At 57.8% G+C, this 21,397-nt stretch carries 17 protein-coding genes and 1 other RNA gene; 8 read left to right on the plus strand and 10 right to left on the minus strand.

Annotated features, from left to right (window positions below):
- Positions 1–22: 22 nt before the first annotated feature.
- Positions 23–2,680, plus strand: a complete 2,658-nt coding sequence (alaS, locus tag ACQY4Z_RS20160; RefSeq protein ID WP_428524276.1) for an alanine--tRNA ligase — start codon at positions 23–25, stop codon at positions 2,678–2,680.
- 115 nt (positions 2,681–2,795) lie between these two features.
- Here alaS and ACQY4Z_RS20165 read toward each other — a convergent pair whose 3' ends face one another.
- Entirely contained in the window at positions 2,796–3,566 is a 771-nt protein-coding gene (locus ACQY4Z_RS20165; RefSeq protein WP_428524278.1) for a substrate-binding periplasmic protein, read from the minus strand.
- Between the two features lie 195 nt (positions 3,567–3,761).
- On the opposite strand from ACQY4Z_RS20165, the gene ACQY4Z_RS20170 reads away from it, so the two are divergent.
- Positions 3,762–5,063 (plus strand): cyclic nucleotide-gated ion channel, encoded by a 1,302-nt coding sequence (locus ACQY4Z_RS20170; protein ID WP_428524280.1) that lies wholly within the window; start codon positions 3,762–3,764, stop codon positions 5,061–5,063.
- 47 nt (positions 5,064–5,110) lie between these two features.
- Here the strand turns inward: ACQY4Z_RS20170 and ACQY4Z_RS20175 are convergent, their stop codons facing one another.
- Entirely contained in the window at positions 5,111–5,641 is a 531-nt protein-coding gene (locus ACQY4Z_RS20175; protein ID WP_428524282.1) for a hypothetical protein, read from the minus strand.
- Between ACQY4Z_RS20175 and ACQY4Z_RS20180 the strand changes: the two genes are divergently transcribed.
- Both ACQY4Z_RS20180 and ACQY4Z_RS20185 read left to right on the plus strand, forming a co-directional pair.
- Positions 5,640–6,332 carry an aspartate/glutamate racemase family protein gene (locus ACQY4Z_RS20180; protein ID WP_428524284.1) on the plus strand — a complete coding sequence of 231 codons (693 nt, stop codon included), beginning with the start codon at positions 5,640–5,642 and terminating at the stop codon, positions 6,330–6,332. The two genes, ACQY4Z_RS20175 and ACQY4Z_RS20180, sit on opposite strands and share 2 nt — an antisense overlap.
- 106 nt (positions 6,333–6,438) lie before the next feature.
- A complete protein-coding gene (locus ACQY4Z_RS20185) occupies positions 6,439–7,212 on the plus strand; it encodes an SDR family NAD(P)-dependent oxidoreductase (protein ID WP_428524286.1) in 774 nt (257 codons plus the stop codon).
- A 72-nt stretch (positions 7,213–7,284) separates the two neighbouring features.
- Here ACQY4Z_RS20185 and ACQY4Z_RS20190 read toward each other — a convergent pair whose 3' ends face one another.
- The 3 genes from ACQY4Z_RS20190 to ACQY4Z_RS20200 form a co-directional block, all read right to left on the minus strand.
- Entirely contained in the window at positions 7,285–8,502 is a 1,218-nt protein-coding gene (locus tag ACQY4Z_RS20190) for an NADP-dependent isocitrate dehydrogenase (protein ID WP_428524288.1), read from the minus strand.
- Positions 8,503–8,714: 212 nt separating this feature from the next.
- Positions 8,715–10,364, minus strand: coding sequence for a chloride channel protein (locus tag ACQY4Z_RS20195; RefSeq protein WP_428524290.1), 1,650 nt, complete (start codon positions 10,362–10,364; stop codon positions 8,715–8,717).
- A gap of 133 nt (positions 10,365–10,497) precedes the next feature.
- Positions 10,498–10,992, minus strand: a complete 495-nt coding sequence (locus ACQY4Z_RS20200) for a thioesterase family protein (RefSeq protein ID WP_428524292.1) — start codon at positions 10,990–10,992, stop codon at positions 10,498–10,500.
- Positions 10,993–11,118: 126 nt separating this feature from the next.
- On the opposite strand from ACQY4Z_RS20200, the gene ACQY4Z_RS20205 reads away from it, so the two are divergent.
- Both ACQY4Z_RS20205 and ACQY4Z_RS20210 read left to right on the plus strand, forming a co-directional pair.
- The gene (locus tag ACQY4Z_RS20205) at positions 11,119–12,543 is read left to right on the plus strand and encodes an FAD-binding oxidoreductase (protein WP_428529618.1); all 1,425 of its coding nucleotides are present in this window, start codon (positions 11,119–11,121) and stop codon (positions 12,541–12,543) included.
- Positions 12,544–12,836: 293 nt separating this feature from the next.
- Positions 12,837–16,658, plus strand: coding sequence for an AsmA family protein (locus tag ACQY4Z_RS20210; protein ID WP_428524294.1), 3,822 nt, complete (start codon positions 12,837–12,839; stop codon positions 16,656–16,658).
- Positions 16,659–16,679: 21 nt separating this feature from the next.
- Here the strand turns inward: ACQY4Z_RS20210 and ACQY4Z_RS20215 are convergent, their stop codons facing one another.
- The 4 genes from ACQY4Z_RS20215 to ssrA form a co-directional block, all read right to left on the minus strand.
- On the minus strand, positions 16,680–16,907 hold the full coding sequence (locus ACQY4Z_RS20215) for a ribbon-helix-helix domain-containing protein (protein ID WP_428524296.1): 228 nt from the start codon (positions 16,905–16,907) through the stop codon (positions 16,680–16,682).
- 5 nt (positions 16,908–16,912) lie between these two features.
- Positions 16,913–17,119 (minus strand): DUF4169 family protein, encoded by a 207-nt coding sequence (locus ACQY4Z_RS20220; protein WP_428524298.1) that lies wholly within the window; start codon positions 17,117–17,119, stop codon positions 16,913–16,915.
- A gap of 16 nt (positions 17,120–17,135) precedes the next feature.
- On the minus strand, positions 17,136–17,711 hold the full coding sequence (locus ACQY4Z_RS20225) for an SspB family protein (RefSeq protein ID WP_209174036.1): 576 nt from the start codon (positions 17,709–17,711) through the stop codon (positions 17,136–17,138).
- A gap of 158 nt (positions 17,712–17,869) precedes the next feature.
- Positions 17,870–18,240, minus strand: a transfer-messenger RNA (tmRNA) gene (ssrA, locus tag ACQY4Z_RS20230).
- A gap of 172 nt (positions 18,241–18,412) precedes the next feature.
- On the opposite strand from ssrA, the gene ACQY4Z_RS20235 reads away from it, so the two are divergent.
- Both ACQY4Z_RS20235 and ACQY4Z_RS20240 read left to right on the plus strand, forming a co-directional pair.
- Positions 18,413–19,207 (plus strand): thymidylate synthase, encoded by a 795-nt coding sequence (locus tag ACQY4Z_RS20235; protein ID WP_428524300.1) that lies wholly within the window; start codon positions 18,413–18,415, stop codon positions 19,205–19,207.
- Positions 19,208–19,356: 149 nt separating this feature from the next.
- Entirely contained in the window at positions 19,357–19,785 is a 429-nt protein-coding gene (locus ACQY4Z_RS20240) for a GFA family protein (protein ID WP_428524302.1), read from the plus strand.
- A gap of 24 nt (positions 19,786–19,809) precedes the next feature.
- Here the strand turns inward: ACQY4Z_RS20240 and ACQY4Z_RS20245 are convergent, their stop codons facing one another.
- A complete protein-coding gene (locus ACQY4Z_RS20245) occupies positions 19,810–21,381 on the minus strand; it encodes a B12-binding domain-containing radical SAM protein (protein WP_428524304.1) in 1,572 nt (523 codons plus the stop codon).
- Between the last annotated feature and the right edge of the window lie 16 nt (positions 21,382–21,397).

Raw genomic sequence — 21,397 nt, forward strand, 5'->3', positions numbered from 1 at the left:
TCCGGATCTAAGCGAGACGTGAATGACCGGCGTAAACGAAATCCGCTCCGCCTTTCTGGATTACTTCAAGGCCAACGACCACGAGGTGGTCGACTCCGGCCCGCTGGTTCCCCGCAATGATCCGACGCTGATGTTCGCAAATGCGGGCATGAACCAGTTCAAGAACGTCTTTACCGGTCTGGAGACGCGGGATTACAGCCGGGCCGTTACTGCCCAGAAGGTCGTGCGTGCAGGCGGCAAGCACAACGATCTCGACAATGTCGGTTATACGGCGCGCCATCACACATTCTTCGAAATGCTCGGCAACTTTTCCTTCGGTGACTATTTCAAGGAACGTGCGATTGAGCTCGCTTGGAACCTGATCACCAAGGAATACGGTCTTCCGAAGGACCGCCTGCTGGTGACCGTTTACGCAGAAGACGATGATGCGGCCGTGTTCTGGAAAAAGATCGCCGGTCTTTCCGATGATAAGATCATCCGCATTCCGACCTCCGACAATTTCTGGACCATGGGGGACACCGGTCCATGCGGCCCGTGTTCGGAAATCTTCTACGATCACGGCGACCACATCTGGGGCGGCCCTCCAGGAACGCCGGAAGAAGATGGGGACCGGTTCGTCGAGATCTGGAACCTCGTCTTCATGCAGTACGAGCAGACACCGGATGAGCGCCTCGATTTGCCGCGCCCGTCCATCGATACGGGCATGGGCATTGAGCGTCTTGCGACCGTTCTGCAGGGCGTCCACAACAACTATGACATCGACCTGTTCCGCGCGTTGATCTCCGCCTCGGAGCACGAAACAGGTGTTGAGGCGTCCGGTGATGCACTTTCGAGCCACCGGGTGATCTCGGATCACCTGCGCTCCACCAGCTTTTTGATCGCCGACGGCGTGCTGCCGTCGAACGAAGGCCGCGGCTATGTTCTGCGCCGGATCATGCGCCGTGGCATGCGCCACGCGCATCTGTTGGGCGCGCGCGAGCCGCTGATGCACAAGCTGGTTCCGTCGCTGATCCGTGAAATGGGCAGGGCCTATCCAGAGCTGACGCGGGCCGAAGCGTTGATTACAGAAACGCTGAAGCTGGAAGAAACCCGGTTCCGCAAAACGCTGGAGCGCGGCCTTGGATTGCTGGACACAGCAACTGAAGATTTGACCGCCGGTGGTCAGCTCGACGGTGAAACGGCCTTCAAGCTTTATGACACCTACGGTTTCCCACTTGATCTGACGCAGGACGCGTTGCGGGTCCGGGACATCACCGTCGATACGGACGGTTTTGATGCAGCCATGGAGCGCCAGAAAGCGGAAGCGCGTGCGGCCTGGTCCGGTTCAGGCGGTGCGGCAACCGAAGCCGTTTGGTTTGCCATGAAAGAAAAGTATGGGGCCACCGACTTCCTCGGCTATGAGACAGAAGTTGCGGAAGGTGTCATTGCGGGCTTGGCGGCAGATGATGCGGAGACCAACGAATTGAAAGCTGGTGAGAGCGGCTTCGTTGTTCTCAACCAGACACCGTTCTACGGTGAAAGCGGTGGTCAGGTCGGCGATACGGGTGTGATGACCGCGCCCGGTGTCAAAATCATCGTCACTGATACGCAAAAGAAAGCGGACGGCCTCTTTGTGCATGTGGTGACGGTTAAAGAAGGCACCGCAACACCGGGCCTTGCCCTCGAACTCAAAGTCGATCACGACCGCCGGTCGTCTGTCCGCTCCAACCACACGGCAACTCACCTCGTGCATGAAGCCTTGCGGGAAGTGCTTGGAACGCACGTTGCGCAAAAGGGGTCTTTGGTAACACCGGATCGACTGCGCTTCGACTTCTCGCATCCGAAGCCGGTGAGTGATGACGAGCTGGCAACGGTCGAGACCTTTGCCAACGAAATCGTCCTGCAGAATGCGTCTGTCGAAACCCGTTTGATGGCTGTTGATGATGCGATCGAGGCTGGCGCGATGGCGCTCTTCGGTGAGAAATACGGCGAGGAAGTCCGCGTCGTCTCTATGGGAACAGCGCTCCATGGCGACAAGAAGGGCAAGCCTTATTCACTGGAGCTTTGCGGCGGAACGCACGTCAAGCGGACCGGTGACATCGGCCTCGTGACGCTTGTTTCAGAAGGTGCCGTTGCTGCCGGTGTCCGCCGGATCGAAGCGTTGACCGGCGCCGAAGCGCGGGCTTATCTCGATGGACAGGATAAACGCCTGCGGGAAGTTGCTGGGATCTTGAAGGTGGGTGCTGGGGATGTACCCTCCCGCGTTGCTCAACTTGTCGAGGAACGGCGCAAGCTGGAAAAAGAACTCGCCGATGCGCGCAAGAAGCTCGCAATGGGCGGCGGCGCGGACGGCGGTACGCCGGTCAAGGACGCCGGTAGTTTCAAACTGATGGCGCGCACTGTCGAAGGCATCAACCCGAAGGACCTGAAAGGCATGGCGGACGACGCCAAGACCCAGCTCGGGTCCGGTGTGGTTGTGCTCATCAACGTTGCGGAAGATGGGAAAGCGGCCATTGTCACGGCGGTCACGAAGGATTTGACCGAAAAGGTGAGTGCCGTGGATCTGGTGCGGATCGGCTCTGAGGCGCTCGGCGGTCGTGGCGGCGGTGGCCGTCCGGACATGGCTCAGGCTGGCGGCCCAGATGGGGCGAAAGCCGACAGTGCCGTTTCTGCGATCGAGGCGCATTTGGCCGGTCTTTAATCTGAAACCGTCAAAAAAGACGAAATCAACAGGCGAGAGGAGGATCCTCTCGCCTTTTCTTTTTCCTGCAGGTTTGAAAACACCGCTATGGAGCCAACCTGAGCCCTTGGTGTGCCTAGTTGGAAAAGATCTCTGAGTAGCGCTCCGTCTTCAGTCTTTGACCATGCTGTGAGATTTTGGCGTTCAGGTTGTCCAGGATCGTGAGGCAAGGCGATTTCTTCGATATGGCCATATAAATCGGTATACGGACGATCGAAGGCTCCAGGACGGTAAAGTCGCTCCAGACATACCCGTCCGGCATGAGCCGTTTGAAGGTCAATGGTGACGTCAGGATGTAGTCGGCGCGACCAAGCCGAAGCATTTTGTATAGAGACGGTATTTCTGGGATTTCGATGAGATCATAGGCTTCTGACTGAGCCTGGTTCAGCGGTGGAGGCAGATTGATCCCGTGATAAACCACACCACGCCGGCTTTTCAGGTCTTCCATGCCTTCAAAAGGGAACTCACGGCCCCGATACGTCACAACGGCATAGTAGTCGTCCAGCCAAGACTCGGTGAAAACATAGTTTTCACGGCGTTGCGGGGAACTCAGCAAGGCAAACACGATGTCGATTTTACCCTGTTCGAGTTCAGAAGTGACGCGCGCCCATGGTTTGGCGTCGTCAATCTGGTGAGTCACACCCAGTTCGCTGAAAATGTCATTTACCAGATCAATTGCCAGGCCGGTTCTTTCGGTTCCCTTTTCCTCGCCATTGACATATGGGGGCCACACTGGCGGTCCGGAAAGCCTCACATCTGAGCACTCGCCAGCGAGACTGTGCTTTGACAAGAACGCCGACAGGCAGATGAGCAGTGTGCAACAGATATGGATATTTTTGGCGAGCATGTTTCCACATGTCCTGAAAATGAGCTGATTGAGATACATGTTTGATTGGTGACACTAAGTCCAACATTATGAGCATCCCGTGCCCATTCGAAAATAGTCTATTTTTCCGATGCTTCCTTCGATACGACTGAACTGTCCTCAGATGCGTGGCAGATGAATTTTGTGCAATTTGAAACTTCGGCTATGTGTTTGAAAATGAGTCCACTGCAAGCAGGACAGACTGTGCCCGGCCATGATTTTAAACGCGCACTCTACGAAGTGCTTGAAGATACCGGTAAACGCCGTCTTGCCGCGCAAAGCTTGCGCAATTTTCTGATCTTCCTGATTGTGGCAAATGTCGTGTTTGCCGTCTTGGAGACCGTGCCGGAAATCCGGGACACATTCGGCCCGCATCTAAGGTTTTTGCAGCTCGGCTCCGGCGTCATTTTTCTGGTCGAATACATCCTGAGACTCTATGTGGCGGATCTTCACCCGCCGATGCGCCGCTACGGTCCTGTCGGAGCCCGGTTGCGCTATGCGCTTCATCCGGATGCGATTGTCGATCTCATAGGCGCTTTGCCCCTTGTTCTGGTTCTGGTTTTGCCAAACCAGGCCGTGACCATGGTTGTCATCCTTCGTCTGTTGCGGTTCTTGAAGCTCGCTCGATATTCCCCGGCGCTCCGCTCGCTCATTTCCGCTGTCGCCGCAGAACGCAAGGCACTCATCGGGTCCAGCATGATCATCTTCGGCGTGATCCTGATGGCTGCCACGCTGATGTATTTGATTGAACACAATCATCAGCCGGAGAAATTCCGCAGCATCCTGCATGGCATTTACTGGGCCATCACCACGGTGACCACGGTTGGGTATGGCGACGTTGTGCCGATCAGCAACCTCGGCAAGATGGTCGGGGCAGTCGTGATGCTCATGGGGTATGGATTGATCGCGTTGCCGGTCGGTATCATTGCCTCCGCTTTCGCGCGCGAGATCCACAGCCGGGATTTCGTGGTTACCTGGTCCATGGTTGCCCGCGTGCCGCTGTTTGAGGACCTGAGCGCGACGGAAGTGGCGTCGGTTTCAAAACTTCTTCAAGCCTTCAACGTGCGCAAAGGGGCCACCATTGCCGAAGCGGGGGACATCGCTGACCGGATGTTTTTCATCACGAGCGGTGAAGTCGAAATCCGCATGGAACACGGGACGGTGTTTTTGGGGGAGGGCAATTTCTTTGGCGAGCTTGCGCTTCTCAATCAGGCAATTCGCAGCACGACAGTCGTTGCCTACCGGGATTGCCAATTGCTTGTACTGGAAGCCGGCGCCTTGCAGCAGCTGATGGATCAGGATGCCGCTCTTGCGAAGAAAATCATGGACGAAGCCCGGGAGCGGGTGGAGGCGGGCAAGAAGGTTCTTGGCGAAATCGCAGAAGAAGAACTGGAACAGGCGGGCATCGTGCCTTCCGATGAAGATAACGATCTGCAGCCGGAGTTGTTCGAAGACGGCCGGCCCGTGAAGGCTGACTAAACCCGCTTTCTGCTGAACAGCTGCCTAAAGTCCGCGGCAAATGACAATCAGGGCGTTAATCCGGGTGGGACCTGCCGGTAGAGCGGATGGCCGTGCCAGAAGACATCCGTCGGGCCGACGGCAAAATCAATTACATTCCAGCGATCATATTGATAGCGAAGCAGAACATAGGTTTGAAGGCCGTCCATGTAGTCCGCCTCACTGGCGTAGACGGTATTGCGCAGGTCAATCGGCACGCCTCCGGGGCGTTGCGGCGCAACGCCGGCAAAGGCCCAGCCGCCACCGGCACGAAGCCAGCTCACCACAAATTCGACCGGTGCACCGAAATGAGCTTCTGCGAGCGGGCGGATCGCGTTGAGGATGGCCGAACGTTCCGCAGTGCCCCGTGCCGGTTCCTGGACCGGTTGTGCGTGTGCAGCCGGGGGCAGGGTCAAGAGACAGGCCGCACATAAGAGCGCGCTGACAAGCCTCTGGAATGCATATAAAAACCGGCTTTGTTCAGAATTTGATTCAACCAGCTTCCGTTTGGGAAGAAGATGTCCACCTGGCGCGGACGCTTGAAGATGAAAGTCAGTCATGAAAACCATTGGTCTGCTCGGCGGTATGAGCTGGGAAAGCACAGTCACATATTACCAGCTTTTGAACCGGATGACGCGGGACCGGCTGGGCGGCCTGCATTCGGCGAAGTGCCTGCTTTGGTCTTTCGATTTTGCTGATGTTGCCAAGGCACAGTCCGATGGGGACTGGGCACGGGCAACACGCCTCATGATCGACGCAGCGCAGAACCTGGAGCGCGGCGGTGCCGAGTGCTTGGTGATCTGTACCAACACCATGCACAAAATGGCCGGAGAGGTTCAAAACGCAGTCGACATTCCGCTCATTCACATTGCCGATGCAACGGCACCGGCAATCAAGTCAGCAGGCAGCACTGCGCCCTTGCTGCTCGCAACCGCCTATACGATGGAGCAGGACTTCTACAAAGGTCATCTGCGCGATCAACACGGGATTGAGGTTCGGATCCCGAAGGCTGATGACCGGGCGGAGGTGCACCGGATCATCTACGAAGAGCTTTGTCAGGGAGACGTGTTGGAGCGCTCCAAGGCGCGTTATCTTGACGTGGTTGACCGCGCCGTCGCTGCTGGGGCTGATGGCGTTATTTTCGGATGCACGGAAATCGGGCTGCTGGTTTCAGAAGCTGACTTTTCCGTTCCGGCCTTCAACACAACAGCGCTGCATGCCGAGGCCGCCGTCAGTTTTGCACTCGGCTGAAAACGAAAATCTGATCAGAGACACTTGAAATTGCGGCCGGCAATGAGCATTTGCGGAAAAGTAAACTCATCAGTATACTTTTCCGTGAAGCTTGAAAGGAAAGACCATGACCGCCACCGCTCTGATCACCGGAGCCTCTTCAGGCATCGGTGCCGCATTTGCCCGTTATCATGCCATTAGAGGCGGTGATCTGGTTCTCGTTGCCCGCCGTGAAGACGCTCTCGAACAGTTGAAAACAGAGCTGGAGGCAAAACATGGCATCAAGGTGCATGTCTTTGCGCGGGATGTGGGGACGGGCGAAGCTGCGCAAGCGCTGTACGAGGAAGTTACCAAGGCAGGGATTGAAGTTGGCATTTTGATCAACAATGCCGGTTTTGGCGGCCGGGGCAATCACATCGAGCGGGAGCTTGCCAGCGAGCAGGCGATGGTCGATTTGAACATAATGTCCTTGATGACGCTGACCCGGTTGTTCGGACACGAAATGGCCCAGCGCGGAAAGGGCTATATTCTGAATGTCGGGTCCACGGCCGGCTTCATGCCCGGGCCATCGCAGGCCGTCTATTTCGCCACCAAGGCCTTCGTAAATTCCTATTCGCAGGCGCTCAATGAAGAGTTGAAGCCGAAGGGTGTGCAGGTGACCGTCCTGGCACCCGGATATGTCGAAACCGAGTTTGCCAAGGTTGCTGATCTTGAAGGCACGCAATTAACGCGCTCGGGCGCGACACCGGAAAGCGTTGCAAAGATCGGTTATGACGCCATGATGGCCGGCAAGCTTGTTGCGATCAACGAGAAGGCGCTCGACTTCTCGCTCAATTGGGTGGTCCCGCTGCTGCCGCGCCGGGCCGTCTTGAAGATGGTCTCAAAAATGCAGGCGAAATAGACGAAGCAGGCTTTTCACTGTGAAAGCAAGGAAGCCCCGGCTTCGGGTGTGTCCCGCCGCCGGAGCCGGCCTTTATAGATCTGCCATCGCCTTTTGCAGGTTCTCGTCGATCTTGTCGAGGAAGCCGGTGGTCGTAAGCCAGCCCTGATCCGGGCCTACCAGCAACGCCAGGTCCTTGGTCATGTAGCCGCTTTCAACGGTCTTGATGCAGACGGTCTCCAGCGTCTTGGCAAAGCGGGCCAGCTTGTCATTGCCGTCCAGCTTTGCTCTGTGCGCAAGCCCTCGGGTCCACGCAAAGATCGAGGCAATCGAGTTGGTCGATGTGCTCTCGCCCTTTTCGTGCTGGCGGTAGTGGCGGGTGACCGTACCGTGGGCAGCTTCCGCCTCCACCGTCTTGCCGTCCGGTGTCATCAGAACCGACGTCATCAGGCCGAGTGAGCCGAAGCCCTGGGCTACCGTGTCGGACTGAACATCCCCATCATAGTTTTTGCAGGCCCAGACATAACCGCCGGACCATTTCAGGGCGCTGGCGACCATGTCGTCGATCAGGCGATGCTCGTACCAGATCCCGGCCTCGGCGAACTTGTCCTTGAACTCAGCCTCGTAGATTTCCTGGAACAGATCCTTGAAGCGGCCGTCATAGGATTTCAGGATGGTGTTCTTTGTGGAGAGGTAACACGGCACCTTCCGACCCAGCGCATAGTTCAGAGAAGCGCGGGCGAAGTCGCGGATGGAGTCATCGAGATTGTACATGGCCATCGCGACACCGGAGGAGGGCGCGTCAAAGACTTCGCGTTCGATCTCGGTGCCGTCGTCGCCGACAAACTTGATGGTCAGTTTGCCCTTGCCGGGGAAGGTGAAATCCGTGGCGCGGTATTGATCGCCAAACGCATGTCGGCCGACGATGATCGGCTGGGTCCAGCCCGGCACGAGGCGGGGCACGTTCTGCATGATGATCGGCTCGCGGAAGATCACGCCGCCCAAAATGTTCCGGATCGTGCCGTTCGGCGACCGGTACATGCGCTTCAGGCCGAATTCCTCAACACGGGCTTCATCCGGGGTGATGGTCGCGCATTTGATGCCGACCCCGTGTTCTTTGATGGCGTTGGCCGCATCGACGGTGATCTGATCGTCGGTCTCGTCGCGCTTTTGAATCGACAGATCATAGTAGTGCAGATCAATATCCAGATAGGGGTGGATCAGCTTGTCCTTGATGAAAGCCCAGATGATCCGGGTCATCTCATCGCCATCGAGCTCAACAACCGGATTGTCTACCTTGATCTTGGTCATGGAATGTCGGCCTCTTGTCAGGTCTGGAAGGGACGGTCCGAAACAGCCTTTTCGCGGCTCTCTCACACGCAGTAATTATTGTGTGCGTATGTATACAATGTGGCGCTGGCACGCAAGTTTTGTCTGACTATCAGTTTCCCTATGAAACGTAGCGGTCAATTGTATACCCGTAGTGACGGGCGGGTCCGGTTGTTTCGGATGCTGATCTCCGATCAAACATGTTCTTCCTTCGTCGCCTTGATCAAGGCGGCGTTGAAGTAGCGCAGACCGCGGACGTGGCGGGCTGTGCCGATGATCCGCGTGGCATTGCCCTTGCGCACCACGGGCAGCGATGACTTTCCGCAGGCGTCGAAACTCTTCAGCGCGCTTTCCAGACTGTCTGTGTCATGCAGATAAGGGCCGTCGGAGCCGGGATCGAACTTGAGGGCGTCCGGGTCTTCGTTGTCCGGGGGCGGATCCATGAAATCGCGCACCTTCACAGTCTCGCTGAGGAGACGGTGTGCGCCCTCGTTGACGAAACACCCGCGCATGCCGAGCTGCCAATGGAAATAGGACTTGCCATGGACCGCCTGCGTCAGCCCAGTTGCGATGGAGACAGACAGAAGCAGCGCGATTGAAAGCGCATAGCCGCCGGTCAGCTCGAAGACGATCATCGTCGTGGAGACGGGTGCGCCAAGAACCGCCGCCGCCACCGCGCCCATGCCAAGGATCGCATAAAGCCCGTGACTGGACGCCATTTCCGGGAACACGGATGCCGCAATCAAGCCGAAGGCGCCGCCGGTCATGGCACCGAGATAAAGCGCCGGCGAGAAAATTCCCCCGCCAAACCGCGAGGCGAGAGTGATGGCCGTTGCCGCGGTCTTCGCCACCAGCAGGATCAGCATGGTCTGAAGCGGCAACTCATGCTTCAGCGCAAGGTCGGTGGCTTCATACCCGACGCCCAAGATGCCGGGAACAAAGATCCCCATCGTGCCGACGGCAAGTCCGCCCAGAACCGGGCGAAGCCAGAGCGGCATGGTGATGTTGCGGGCAGTCCAGTCCGTCCCGATCAGCGCGAACTGGAAAATGATGGCCACAGCCGCACATGTCAGGCCTAAAAGCGCGAAGGCCGGGATCTCAAGATAAGACGTGATCTCATATTGCGGGATCACGAAAGCGGCGACATCGCCAAACCACCAGCGGACGATCAATGTGCCCATCACCGATGCCAGAACAATCGGCACAAAAGCGGAAACGGCGTAATGTCCGAGGATCACTTCGTGAGCAAAGAGGACGCCTGCGATCGGCGCGTTGAACGAGGCTGAGACCGCACTGGCAACAGCGCAGCCCAAAAGGACGCGCCGGGCAGAGTCGGGCAGCGAGAACTTCGAACAAATGGCAGCGCCGATCGTGGCACCGAGGTGGACAACGGGTCCTTCACGTCCGGCACTCGCGCCGGCGCCGAGCGAGATCGCAGTTACCAGACCAGACCACAGCCCGGCTTTCAGCGGTAACCCCCGGCCGCCATATGCACGCGCTTCAATGACATCGGCCACACCGCCGGCTCGCTGATACGGGTGATATTTCTGCAGGATCCAGCCGACGATGAGGCCGCCAATGGTGGGGGCCGCCAAGATGACCCACCAGGGCTGAGCCGCCGCGGCCTCCATTGTGAGTTCGGTGGCCGTTCCCAGCCAGGGCAATTGGATCAGTCCGATCAGGGTCCGAAAGATGATGGCGGCAATCGCAACGAGAACGCCGACGACAAGTGCAAGCAACCAGACGACATGCAGGCGGCTGGATCGGTACTGGCGCACGTTGGGCGTGATCCAGCTGATCAAGATGTCGGGCAGGTGGCTCGCGGCGTCTAGTATCTTGCGCATTCTGTCGGTCCGCTGGCGAAACGGCACATTACTCTTTAACGTCTATTAGTGTCGCCCGAGTCGTGCGCAAAATACAGGTCAAGTTGACCGATAAACGCCCTAAATCACTGCAATTTGTGCTGAAATTTAAGGTCTAGCTCTTCTTTTTGATCTCAATATGCCGTCCGGCTCGCTCCGGACGGGGCAACGAGCTGTGCGCGTCTGCAAGCGCTTGCAGGTTTGCCGTGATGTCTTCCGGCCATGGCGCGACCTTTCTGGCCTCCATATCCACATGCAGACAGAGCTGTTCGGATGTCGCGGAGAGCCAGCCTTCGTCAGCGTGATGCATTTCCTCGTAAAAATGAGCCCGTTTTTCATCGAAATCGATCAGCTGCAGAGAGACGATCACGGGCATTCCGGCGCTGAGTTCCCGAACGTAGCAAACATGGGCTTCTGCGGTGAAAAACGAGGCATTGCGCTCCTTCACATACTCCGGGCCAAGGCCAAGCTGTTCGAACACCTGATCGCAGGCCTTATCCAGGAGGACGTTGTAGTAGGCCATGTTCAGATGACCGTTATAGTCGATCCATTCGTCCTTAACGGTCATCACATCGCACCGCACCGGCTCCGGCCTCCAGGCTATCGGCATGAAAAACTCCTCCAAATATGATCGGCCTGCGGCATTTTCAGACCGTTGACCAGTGGTTTTTTGCTGTAAGGTGCAGCTAACATAGGCGATGAAAAAGCACGAACAAAAGACATGTCCACGGAGAAAATGACAATGCCGGAATTGGCGGGAGCGGCCCAAACACTTGAAAGTTCAACCGAGAGTGCCGGGGTCGAGGGACTCGTCTCGGCACTGAAGGACCGCTTTGGCGAACGCTGTGCAACCTCCGCAGCGCTTCGCGAGCAACATGGGCACACCACTACCTGGATCGAGACTCAGCCGCCGGATGCCGTTGTGTTTGCGCAGACAACAGAAGAGGTTGCCGACATCGTCAAACTTTGCGCCGCAGCCAAAGTACCGGTCATTCCCTTTGGGACGGGGACTTCGCTAGAGGGGCACGTGAATGCTCCGCACGGGGGCATCTCCATCGATGTCAGCCAAATGAACCGGATTTTGGACGTGCACCCGGAAGATCTGGATTGCGTCGTTGAAGCCGGTGTGACCCGCAAGCAGCTGAACAGCTACCTTCGGGACACAGGTTTGTTTTTCCCGATTGATCCGGGCGCGGACGCCAGCATTGGCGGCATGGTGGCGACCCGGGCGTCCGGCACCAACGCCGTGCGATACGGGACCATGAAGGACGCCGTAGTCGCCCTGACCGTTGTGATGCCGGATGGGTCGATCGTCCACACCGGCGGAAGAGCGAAAAAGTCCTCCGCAGGATACGATCTGACCCGGTTGATGGTCGGCTCGGAAGGCACGCTCGGCATCATCACGGAAATCACCTTGCGCCTTCACGGCCAGCCGGAAGCGATTTCCGGCGGCGTTTGCCCGTTCCCGGATGTCCAGGCGGCCTGTAACGCTGTTATCAGCACGATCCAGATGGGGTTGCCGGTTGCCCGGATCGAGCTTTTGGACAGTTTGCAGGTGCGGGCCTGCAACAATTATTCAAAGCTGGATCTGGCCGAAACCCCAACGCTTTTCCTGGAGTTTCATGGGTCCGAAGCGGGCGTGAAAGAACAGTCGGAAATGTTCTCCGCCATTGCAGAAGAGCTCGGCGGCGGGCCGTTCAAATGGGCAACAGCGGCGGAAGAACGCACTCGCCTTTGGACGGCACGGCACGATGCCTATTGGGCTGGGAAGTCGCTCAAGCCGGATGCAGATATCATGGTCACCGATGTCTGCGTTCCGATTTCCCGGCTGGCGGACTGCGTTCAGGCAACTGCGGACGACATTCAGGCAGAAGGCTTGCTCGCCCCGATCGTCGGTCATGTCGGGGACGGCAATTTCCACGTTCAGGTGCTCGTTGATATGGAGGATGCAGAGGCAGTGCGCAGTGCGAAGGCGTTTGTTGAGCGGCTGTCCTTGCGGGCCATCGACATGGGTGGCACCTGCACCGGTGAACACGGGGTCGGTCAAGGCAAGCGCAAATACATGGAGCGCGAACATGGCAACGCTTTGGGTCTCATGAAGGCGATCAAACAGGCTCTTGATCCGGATAACATCATGAACCCGGGCAAGATCTTGCCATAAAGCTCTGGTGCATAATCGCAGAGGCTCCCAAACTGCTTCAAGAATGGCTGCCTGCGGCTCGCCGGACAAAGGTAATTCGCGAATTTACGCGATTCTGGCAGATCACGTTGTGCGGCAGTCATGATAGTGTAGGGAATCGGAGAAATAACAGGGGAAGAGGCTGGCTGTTTTCAGATCCGGATTGGCCTGACAAGCAGGCACAAAACCGGACATCAGTTGGCGCGATTGGCTGAACCTTAAGGAGATACAGCCTGAACTCGGTCTACATTACTTTCGGGATTGCAGTGGTCCTGGTGCTGATTACGGCACTGGTGGGGCCGTTTTTCATTGATTGGACCATCTACCGGTCGACCTTTGAAACCTACGCAAGCCGAGTGCTTGGACACCGCGTAACCGTTCTTGGGGAGGCGGATCTCCGCCTGTTGCCTGCGCCCTATATCCGGTTCTCCGATGTCCGTGTCGGTGAAGCGGAAGACCCGCTGCTGGTTGTCTCCCGGTTTGACATGCGTGTTGAATTGCCGCCGCTTCTGAAAGGTGAGTTCCGGGTCGTCGACATGGCCCTTGAGCGGCCGCACCTGACCCTGTCTCTGGATGAGGCGGGCCGGCTGGATTGGCTGACCGCGGTGACGGCGGACGGCGCCCTTGCAGACCTGCCTCCCGAAGACGTGGCGCTTGAGAAGGTCACGATCCGCGATGGGGCGATCTCAGTGATCGACGCCCGCACGGGCGAGACGCACAGTCTTGATAATGGCAACCTCTCCGTCAGCGCGCGTACATTGGCCGGCCCCTTCCGGGCCGACGGCAGTCTCACGTTGAACGGGAGCGCCTATACGGTCAGCCTTGCTTCAGGCCGCATCCGCGACAATGAAAGCCTGCGTCTCAAAGGCGATGTGACCCCCACGGATCGACCGGTGACCTTCAGTTTTGATGGCGCCTTGAGCGAGACGGATGCCGCTCCCCGATTTGACGGAGCGTTCGACATAACCTCCGTGGCGCTGGACGAAGGCGATACAAACACTTGGTCGGTTGATGGCCAGTTCTCCGCTGATATCGCGGAAGTGGCTGTGCCCGAATTCGAATTCCGGTTCGGACCGGAAGACAAACGGCTCGCCATGACGGGCGAGGCGGATCTGGTTTATTCCGGTGACCGGCGTTTTGAAGTTCGTGCGCAGTCGAAGCAAGTGGATTTGGATCGCCTCTTGGGTGGCGGTCCACAAGCACCAGTCGACATCAATGCCGCCGGACAGCGGCTTGTCAGTGCCTTGAGGGCCGTGCCACTGCCGACAATCGATGGCGCCTTGTCGCTGGATGTCCCGGCTGTTGTTGCCGGGGGCGGCATCATTCAAAATGTGCGTCTTGATCTTGAAACGATGCTGGGGGGCTGGCGGATTGCCCGGCTTGCTGGCCGCTTGCCAGGCCGCACCATGGTCGCAACACAAGGGGACCTCGGTCTTGAACCGGCGTTGACCTACCGGGGTGCTGTCTCCGTTCGTTCCGATCAGCCTGCGACTTTTTTCAGCTGGTGGCAGAGCCAGGAAAGTGGCGCCGCGGTTCTGGAACCAGTTGCAGTTGAAGGACGTTTGAACCTGATGCCGGCAGGTGCTGCACTTGATAACTTGCGTCTCACAGTTGCCGGCTCGGAAGCGCGCGGCGGGCTTGCGTATAGGCAACCGCGGGGCGGTGGCAATGCCGAGTTTTCCCTGTCTCTTGATGCAGATACATTGGATCTCGATCAGATGGAGACTTTGACGGCCCTGATGCGGCCGTTCCGGGGGGCGACAGCGCAAGCATCATCCGGTGAGAGCCGGTCCACCAATGTGTCGCTGCGCCTGCAGGCACGCGAGGTGCGGGGAAGGGGCGTCGCCGGGGAAGGGTTGGCGTTTGAGGCCGAGTATGCGGATGGCAACATGCGCATCGATCGTCTGTTCGCTGCTGATCTCGCCGGTGCCCGGATTGACGTAACGGGCGATGTCCGCAATCTTCTGACAGCTCCAAGCGGGGCCGTTTCCGGGACGCTTGATGCCAGGGATCTGTCTGGGCTGATGACTCTGGTCAAGGGAGTGATTCCGGACTCGGCGCTCATTGACCGGCTGGAAAAAGCGGCAGATAGCCTCGTTCCGGCCCAGTTCGATGCGTCCCTGCAAGCTGCGGAACGCGCTAACGGCACTGATCTTTCCATTGAATTGAACGGCACTGCCGGAGGGACGGAGGTTGCTGTCCGGTCCAATCTGGAGGGTCGGATTGATGCTTGGCACGACGCCGAGGTGGGGGTGTTGTTGTCCATGACCGGGGCGGATGGCAGCGCGGTTTTGCAGCAACTCGGCCTTGATGTTCTTCCGGTTGAGGCGATCGGCGAAGCGCGGATTTTGGCGGAAGTCTCGGGCATTCCCTCCAACGGTCTAGACGCCCGCGGTACCGTTGGGCTGGGCGATACCAAGATTGAGACCACCGGAATACTGACCCTTAAGGCAGGTGAGGAAGCCGCCTATGCCTTGACCGGGACGCTGGAAACGCCTGATCTGACACCGCTTGCGTTGCTTTCCGGCCGTATCCTGCCGGTCATGGCTGGTGACTTGCCTGCGACTATAACGGCGACCGTTGAAGGGGTTGGCACCAGTCTGGCAGTACCGTCGTTCAGTGGCACGTTCCAGGACACCCGGTTCGATGGCCGGCTGGAAGGCGATCTGACGCCGGTTCCAGGCGAGCGGAACCGCCGTTTCAATGGAGAGCTCAACGTCAGCCAGATGGATTTGCGTGCCTTGAGCGAACTGGTGCTCGGTCCGGACCAATGGTACGAGCTTGGTGATGGATCGAGCGTTTGGCCAACGGCCTTCTTTGGTGCGCCGCTTCTGGATGATCTGGATGTGACGCTGGATCTGCGGGCCGACGATCTTTATCTCGATGAAGATATGGCCCTTCAATCTGCACGGGCCGAATTCCGCTTAACGCCGCTGCTTCTGCGTCTTGATGGTTTGAACGGCACCTATGCAGGCGGCAAGTTTGACGGCAATCTGTCGCTCCGCCGCTCGGAGGCAGAAGGGGCCGCATCTGGCCGGGTGAAGCTGACCGGCGCGGATCTTCGCCAGCTGTCCTGGCGCCCGGATGGCCGGGCGGTTGTCTCCGGGACAGGCGATCTTTATCTCGAATTTGAAGGCATTGGCCGTTCGATCGCGGCAATCGTTGCAGGGTTGAATGGTGGGGGATCCTTTACGCTTCAAGACGGCACGGTTCAGCGGTTGAACCCGCAGGCCTTTCTTCAGGTGACCCGGGCGGTCGATGCCGGTCTCGACTTGCAGGACGACAAGATCGAAGAGGTTTTCCTCAGCCATATGTCTGCTGGCAGCTTGCCCTTTGAAAAGGTGGAAGGAACACTGACGCTGGTTGGCGGCCGTCTTTCTGCCCGCAACGTTGTGGTTGATGCGGAAAAGGCTGAAGTCTTTGGATCGGCGCAGCTCGATCTCAACACCTATGGCCTCGATGCGGATTTCTCGCTCAAGGTCGATCCGGGTGAGAATGCCGTCACCGGCGCCGAGCCACAGATCGGGTTGCTGTTCGAAGGGCCGGTCGAGGCACCTGCGCGCAGTGTCGATATCACACCATTCACGGCTTATCTGACGCTGCGCGCGTTTGAGCAGGAAGTGGAGCGGGTGGAACGCCTCCAGGCAGAAATTCTGGAGCGGGACCGGCTGACACGTGAACTCAAGCGCCAGTCTGAAGCAAAAGTCCGGCGCGAGCGGGAAGCGATTGAGGCTGCCGCTGCCGCAGAAGCAGCTGCACAGGCGGCAGAAGAAGAACGTCTTCGTTTGGAACAAGAACGGCTTAAGCAGGAGAGCCAGGAGCAGGAGCAAACGCAGAACAGCGAGCAGACCCCGGCTGTGCCTGACACTCAACCCGTTGAAACTGCCTCCAGCCCTGCCACTGCTCCAGCGGAGGACCCGATCCCGCTGACCGACCGGATCCGGGCCGTGCTTGATGCGTCGAACGACAATCTGGACCTTACCGGCGCATCCGCGGCGCCTGAAACCAAACCCGCCTCGGACCTCCCGCCTCTTGATGGCCCGATCACAATCGAGGATCTTTTAAGCGGACAGTTCGGTATCCCAGCAGGTCAGTGACCCCAATTTTGCTGTGATGACTTAAGCTTGTCGATCAGCGCGGGATTGCGCCCGTTTGAGCACCCACACGCGTATGGCAGAAGACAGGGGATCACCCGGATCTCGCGTGTCGTCTATTTCTGCGATCAAGCTGGCAAGGGAGCGATGTTCGGCTCTTACGGCTGCGTCGATGACCGCCCAGAACTCCGCTTCCAGAGCCACACTGGTGCGGTGGCCGTGCAGGGAAACAGATCTTTTTTGGAGGGCCATAAGGTTTAGTCGTCGCCGGGCGGCGTTGGGGCCGGACCGTCAAGCTTATGGCCATCGACCTGCTTTTCAAGCATGTCCCGGCGCCGGCGGTCCGCCTTGCGTTCGGCTTTGGTCCGGCCAAACTTCTGGCGGTTGCTTTCGGCGGTTTTTTCCTTGGTTTGCCGCTGCTTCTGCTTGCGCGCCTGGCGCAGATTGACAATCTCGGCGCTCATGGCCTTTTCCTGAAGGTCAGGTTTTTTTCCGGAATGCATCCAGCGAGACAACCTCACCGCCGCCGTCACTGTCTTCCGTGTCTTGATCCGGTTTTTTGGCTTTTTTCTCAGCCTCTACCGCAGGAACATCATCCTGCTTGTTGTCCGCTGTCATCAGCTTCTCGGTGGTTTCCTGTTCCGCCTTCGCAAGCTCTTCGACCGCTTCCAGCAAGTCTTCCGGGAGCTCCTCGGCTGTCTTGCCAGGATCGAATTCTAGCGCGAATTGAACGGAAGGATCAAAGAAGCCCTTGATTGCGGAGAAGGGCACCAGCAGCTTTTCCGGCACGCCGCCAAAGGATAGGCCAACCTCGAAGGCATGCTCGCCGATCGCCAGATCCCAGAACTGGTGCTGCAGGACGATGGTCATTTCCTGCGGGTAGCGCTCTTTTAGACGCTGGGAGATTTTCACACCCGGTGCGGTCGTTTCAAACGCGATGTAGAAGTGGTGGTCACCGGGCAGACCGGTGCGTCCAACCTCCGCAAGGATTTTCTTCACAGCACCACGCAGGGCATCCTGGATCAGGATATCGTATCGCAACAGGTCTTCAGACATCGTGTTCAGTCGAATCTCACTTTGAATTTCATTTCAGAAAAGCACATTGACGGGCAAGGTTCAAAAAGGAAAGGCCCTTTTCCAAGGATAGCGCTTTATGGAGCGGGCGGCGATAGGCAGTGCCAATGTTTCGCTTTGCTGGGGGGGGAAGAGTGTGAAGTGAAGGCTTCTGTTGCCAGGTGCCTTCGAACCCCGCCTGAAGGGGCTAACCAACAGGACTTAGTGGACTACCGGAACCGCATTACGCAGCTACAGCGTTGTCCATAGCAGTGTTGTCATTTGCAACTACTGAGATAGCCCGATAACGGTGGTACAATGCCGAGCAAAAGCACAGTCTTTACGCCCTCGTCGATCCTGTTTCGCCCCCGCCGAAACCCATATGGGTTCAAAGGTTTAAGCCTTATGGGCTTGGGTGGAGGCGCCGGGTACCGCCCCCGGGTCCGATAGGTTTATTACACTGACCATTTATTGCCATAGCTGGCGAACCAGCCCCCTCGATATAGTCACTTTCGGATTGAATTGAAAGGGCTTTGCCACGTCGCCGGCGCTTGGTTGGCTGAAATCATCCACAGATTGGCTCGGGTCCTGAGCTGGATTCCTTGTTGCCGGATCTGGGGAAAGTCCGGGGCAGGGGGTGCGTTTTCGGCAGAATCTGCGAAATTAGCGATACGTTTCCGGCAGTATGACGAAGGGCGCCCGCCGTGCAGCAATATCACGATCTCCTTTCAAAGATCCTCGACGACGGCGTCGACCGGGGCGACCGGACGGGAACCGGAACGCGCTCTGTATTTGGCCACCAAATGCGGTTTGACCTGTCTGAAGGCTTCCCGCTTGTTACGACCAAGAAGCTGCATTTGCGCTCGATCATTCACGAGCTGCTTTGGTTCGTCGCCGGTGATACGAACATTGCCTACCTGAAGGAAAACGGCGTCAAAATCTGGGACGATTGGGCCGATGAAAACGGTGATCTGGGCCCGGTCTATGGCTATCAATGGCGCTCCTGGCCGGCTCCTGATGGCCGGTCAATCGATCAGATTTCGAACGTTCTGGAGATGATCCGTAAAAGCCCGGAAAGCCGTCGGCTCATCGTCTCTGCCTGGAACCCGGCACTGGTAGACGAGATGGCCCTCCCACCGTGCCACGCACTTTTTCAGTTCTATGTCGCCGATGGCAAGCTCTCCTGCCAGCTGTACCAACGTTCAGCCGATGTGTTTCTCGGGGTGCCGTTCAACATCGCATCCTACGCCCTGCTGACGATGATGATCGCACAGGTCACGGGCCTCAAGCCCGGTGACTTTGTGCATACACTTGGTGATGCGCACCTTTATTCCAACCATTTCGATCAGGCACGCGAACAGCTCACGAGGACGCCGCGTGCACTGCCTGAAATGAAGATCAATCCCGCCGTTAGAGATCTCTTTGCGTTCAAATATGAAGATTTTGAGCTGACCGGCTACGACCCGCATCCGCACATCGCCGCGCCGATTGCCGTATGAGATCGACAGCGAGACTCTAACCCGGATGCTCCAGATGCCGGATTGGCGAAAGCGCCTGTCTTTTCTTGGGCGTTAATTGCCTTCCATTCTGCGATAGACTTGATGAGCCTTGGCAGGCCGGGCTGAGTTCTGAGAATGCGGGAGGGGACATGACGACGCGCGGGCATTGCTTTTGCAAGAAGACCAGTTGGGAATTCGTCGGCGAAGTTACCTGGAGCTGCTATTGCCACTGTGATGATTGCCGCCGCAATTGCGCAGCACCGGTGGTTGCCTGGCTCGGCGTGCCATTAAAGAATTTCAAGTGGACCGGCGCGACACCAAGAACCCTAGAAAGTTCAAAAGGTGTCTACAGACACTTTTGCGAAACGTGCGGCACGCCCATGGCCTTCGAGGCCGAACACTACAAAGGGGGCATGCATCTCTACGCAGCGACGTTGGAGCACCCTGAGAACTTCAAACCTGAATTTCATGTGAACTACAAAAGCAAGCTGCCCTGGCTCCAGATGACGGACGATCTGCCGAAATACGACACCACACTGCTGCATGCGCCTCAGGATCTGAGCGAGTACAATGTTTGACCTTTTCGTCTGCCTATTTGCACTTTAAGCCACATCGCTTTTCAGCAATTCATGAGCTGTCGGTGGCAGCGGCGAGCTGGTCGCGTCGGCAATTGGCTGGGTGAGCTGCCCCTTCGCGTCGGTCAGGAACAGCGGCTGGAAATCCTTAGCGAATTTTGCGTCCATCCGGTGCGCTGGCTGGTAGGCGACACTCAGAGGATCGGTTATCGCATTGAAGGTACGTTTTGGTTCGCGCCACGTCTGGCGCATTTGCCGGTAATCTCCGATACGGACACCGCCGGCATATCGAACGATCGGGCCGAGCATGCTGATCAAGGTTTGCAGCGTGTCGAACGACTGCCGCCGGGACCACGCATGGCGCACGGCATGGCGGGAAAATGCGAGCTTCCGGCCTTTGAATTGCAGAAGGTTTGCAAGATACGGAACAACCTCTTCCAGCGGTTCCTTCGGCCATTCCACCAGTTTTTGACCATCCATATCGGCCAAACGCATATTCGGCATCAAACGCCCTTCATTGGCGGCAGTATCAAAGTGAGGCGTGCCAAGGATCGGAATGGTCAAGGACATTAGGGCAGGCAGCGGTGTTTCCGGACTGGCAAGCAATCCGTCGATCTGGCCGTCGATCTCTGCAATCGTCTGATGCGAAAAGTCCAGCATCATGCCGTAGTCGAACAGGATCCCGTACTCGGCGCAGAGCCGCGCGAGTGATCTCGGATCGGACGAGAGACTGTGCTTTTTATTGTAGGCTTTCAAGACCGCCGGATCGAGCGATTCAACGCCTGAAAACACGGCTTTACAGCCATTGGCGGCGATGATGGCCAAATTCTCCGGGTTCTTGAAGAAATCTCCTGTGACCAACGCGCCCCAGCCGCGGTATCTGCCGCGCCGCCAGTGGTCACCGAGGAGCTCTGTCCGGCGCACGAAATCCGCGCGGTTGTTGCCGTAAAAATTGTTGTCCAGCACCATCAACATGGAAGTCTTGCCGCCAGCCTCGAGCTGGCTGGTGATCTCGGCCGAGGAATAAGACTGATAGGCGCGTCCTTCGCCGGTGAGGGAGCAAAAGGCGCACTTAAAATTGCAGTTCTTCGTCGTCTCGACAAATCCGAGGCCGTAGGACCAGCCCGCAAGATCAAAGCGGGGAGCGGGGTTTTCTGCCCGGAAATTTGCCCCGAGTGTCTCGTCAATCAAATCATCGAAGGTTTCGACATCGCCCTGACAGACATAGTCAAAGACGTCGGCACACAAGGCGGGCAGTGCGCGGGCAATCGGTCCGCCAATTGCGACCGTGACATCCGACCGGGCATTCCTGAAATAGGCAGACAATTGCCGGGCCCGGTCGAAGGCAGCCGTCAACCCGGTCAGAATGACCATATCCGGCCAGTCAAACAAACGGGGATTGAGTAGCGCTCCGTGATAGACTTCGTCATAGACGCGCACATCCGCTCGGGATTTATCCAGCCGGCCTGCAAGATAATAGGGTGCCATCGCGCGCGGAATAAACAAGCGCATCGGGGCCGCAGACCGCCACGGATCGACATAGGCATTCACGATCAAAACCTTTGGCCGTTTTCCGGCCTTTGCTGCGTTCTTGATCATGAAAAATTCCGGTTGC

The sequence above is a fragment of the Roseibium sp. genome, assembly GCF_965276855.1.
GTDB lineage: Bacteria > Pseudomonadota > Alphaproteobacteria > Rhizobiales > Stappiaceae > Roseibium.

Bases quoted from the DNA above. Each gene is read 5' to 3' on its own strand.
- alaS (WP_428524276.1), top strand. From the start codon at position 23: ATGACCGGCGTAAACGAAATCCGCTCCGCCTTTCTGGATTACTTCAAG.
- ACQY4Z_RS20165 (WP_428524278.1), bottom strand. From the start codon at position 3,566: ATGCTCGCCAAAAATATCCATATCTGTTGCACACTGCTCATCTGCCTG.
- ACQY4Z_RS20170 (WP_428524280.1), top strand. From the start codon at position 3,762: ATGAGTCCACTGCAAGCAGGACAGACTGTGCCCGGCCATGATTTTAAA.
- ACQY4Z_RS20180 (WP_428524284.1), top strand. From the start codon at position 5,640: ATGAAAACCATTGGTCTGCTCGGCGGTATGAGCTGGGAAAGCACAGTC.
- ACQY4Z_RS20175 (WP_428524282.1), bottom strand. From the start codon at position 5,641: ATGACTGACTTTCATCTTCAAGCGTCCGCGCCAGGTGGACATCTTCTT.
- ACQY4Z_RS20185 (WP_428524286.1), top strand. From the start codon at position 6,439: ATGACCGCCACCGCTCTGATCACCGGAGCCTCTTCAGGCATCGGTGCC.
- ACQY4Z_RS20190 (WP_428524288.1), bottom strand. From the start codon at position 8,502: ATGACCAAGATCAAGGTAGACAATCCGGTTGTTGAGCTCGATGGCGAT.
- ACQY4Z_RS20195 (WP_428524290.1), bottom strand. From the start codon at position 10,364: ATGCGCAAGATACTAGACGCCGCGAGCCACCTGCCCGACATCTTGATC.
- ACQY4Z_RS20200 (WP_428524292.1), bottom strand. From the start codon at position 10,992: ATGCCGATAGCCTGGAGGCCGGAGCCGGTGCGGTGCGATGTGATGACC.
- ACQY4Z_RS20205 (WP_428529618.1), top strand. From the start codon at position 11,119: ATGACAATGCCGGAATTGGCGGGAGCGGCCCAAACACTTGAAAGTTCA.
- ACQY4Z_RS20215 (WP_428524296.1), bottom strand. From the start codon at position 16,907: ATGGCCCTCCAAAAAAGATCTGTTTCCCTGCACGGCCACCGCACCAGT.
- ACQY4Z_RS20220 (WP_428524298.1), bottom strand. From the start codon at position 17,119: ATGAGCGCCGAGATTGTCAATCTGCGCCAGGCGCGCAAGCAGAAGCAG.
- ACQY4Z_RS20225 (WP_209174036.1), bottom strand. From the start codon at position 17,711: ATGTCTGAAGACCTGTTGCGATACGATATCCTGATCCAGGATGCCCTG.
- ACQY4Z_RS20240 (WP_428524302.1), top strand. From the start codon at position 19,357: ATGACGACGCGCGGGCATTGCTTTTGCAAGAAGACCAGTTGGGAATTC.
- ACQY4Z_RS20245 (WP_428524304.1), bottom strand. From the start codon at position 21,381: ATGATCAAGAACGCAGCAAAGGCCGGAAAACGGCCAAAGGTTTTGATC.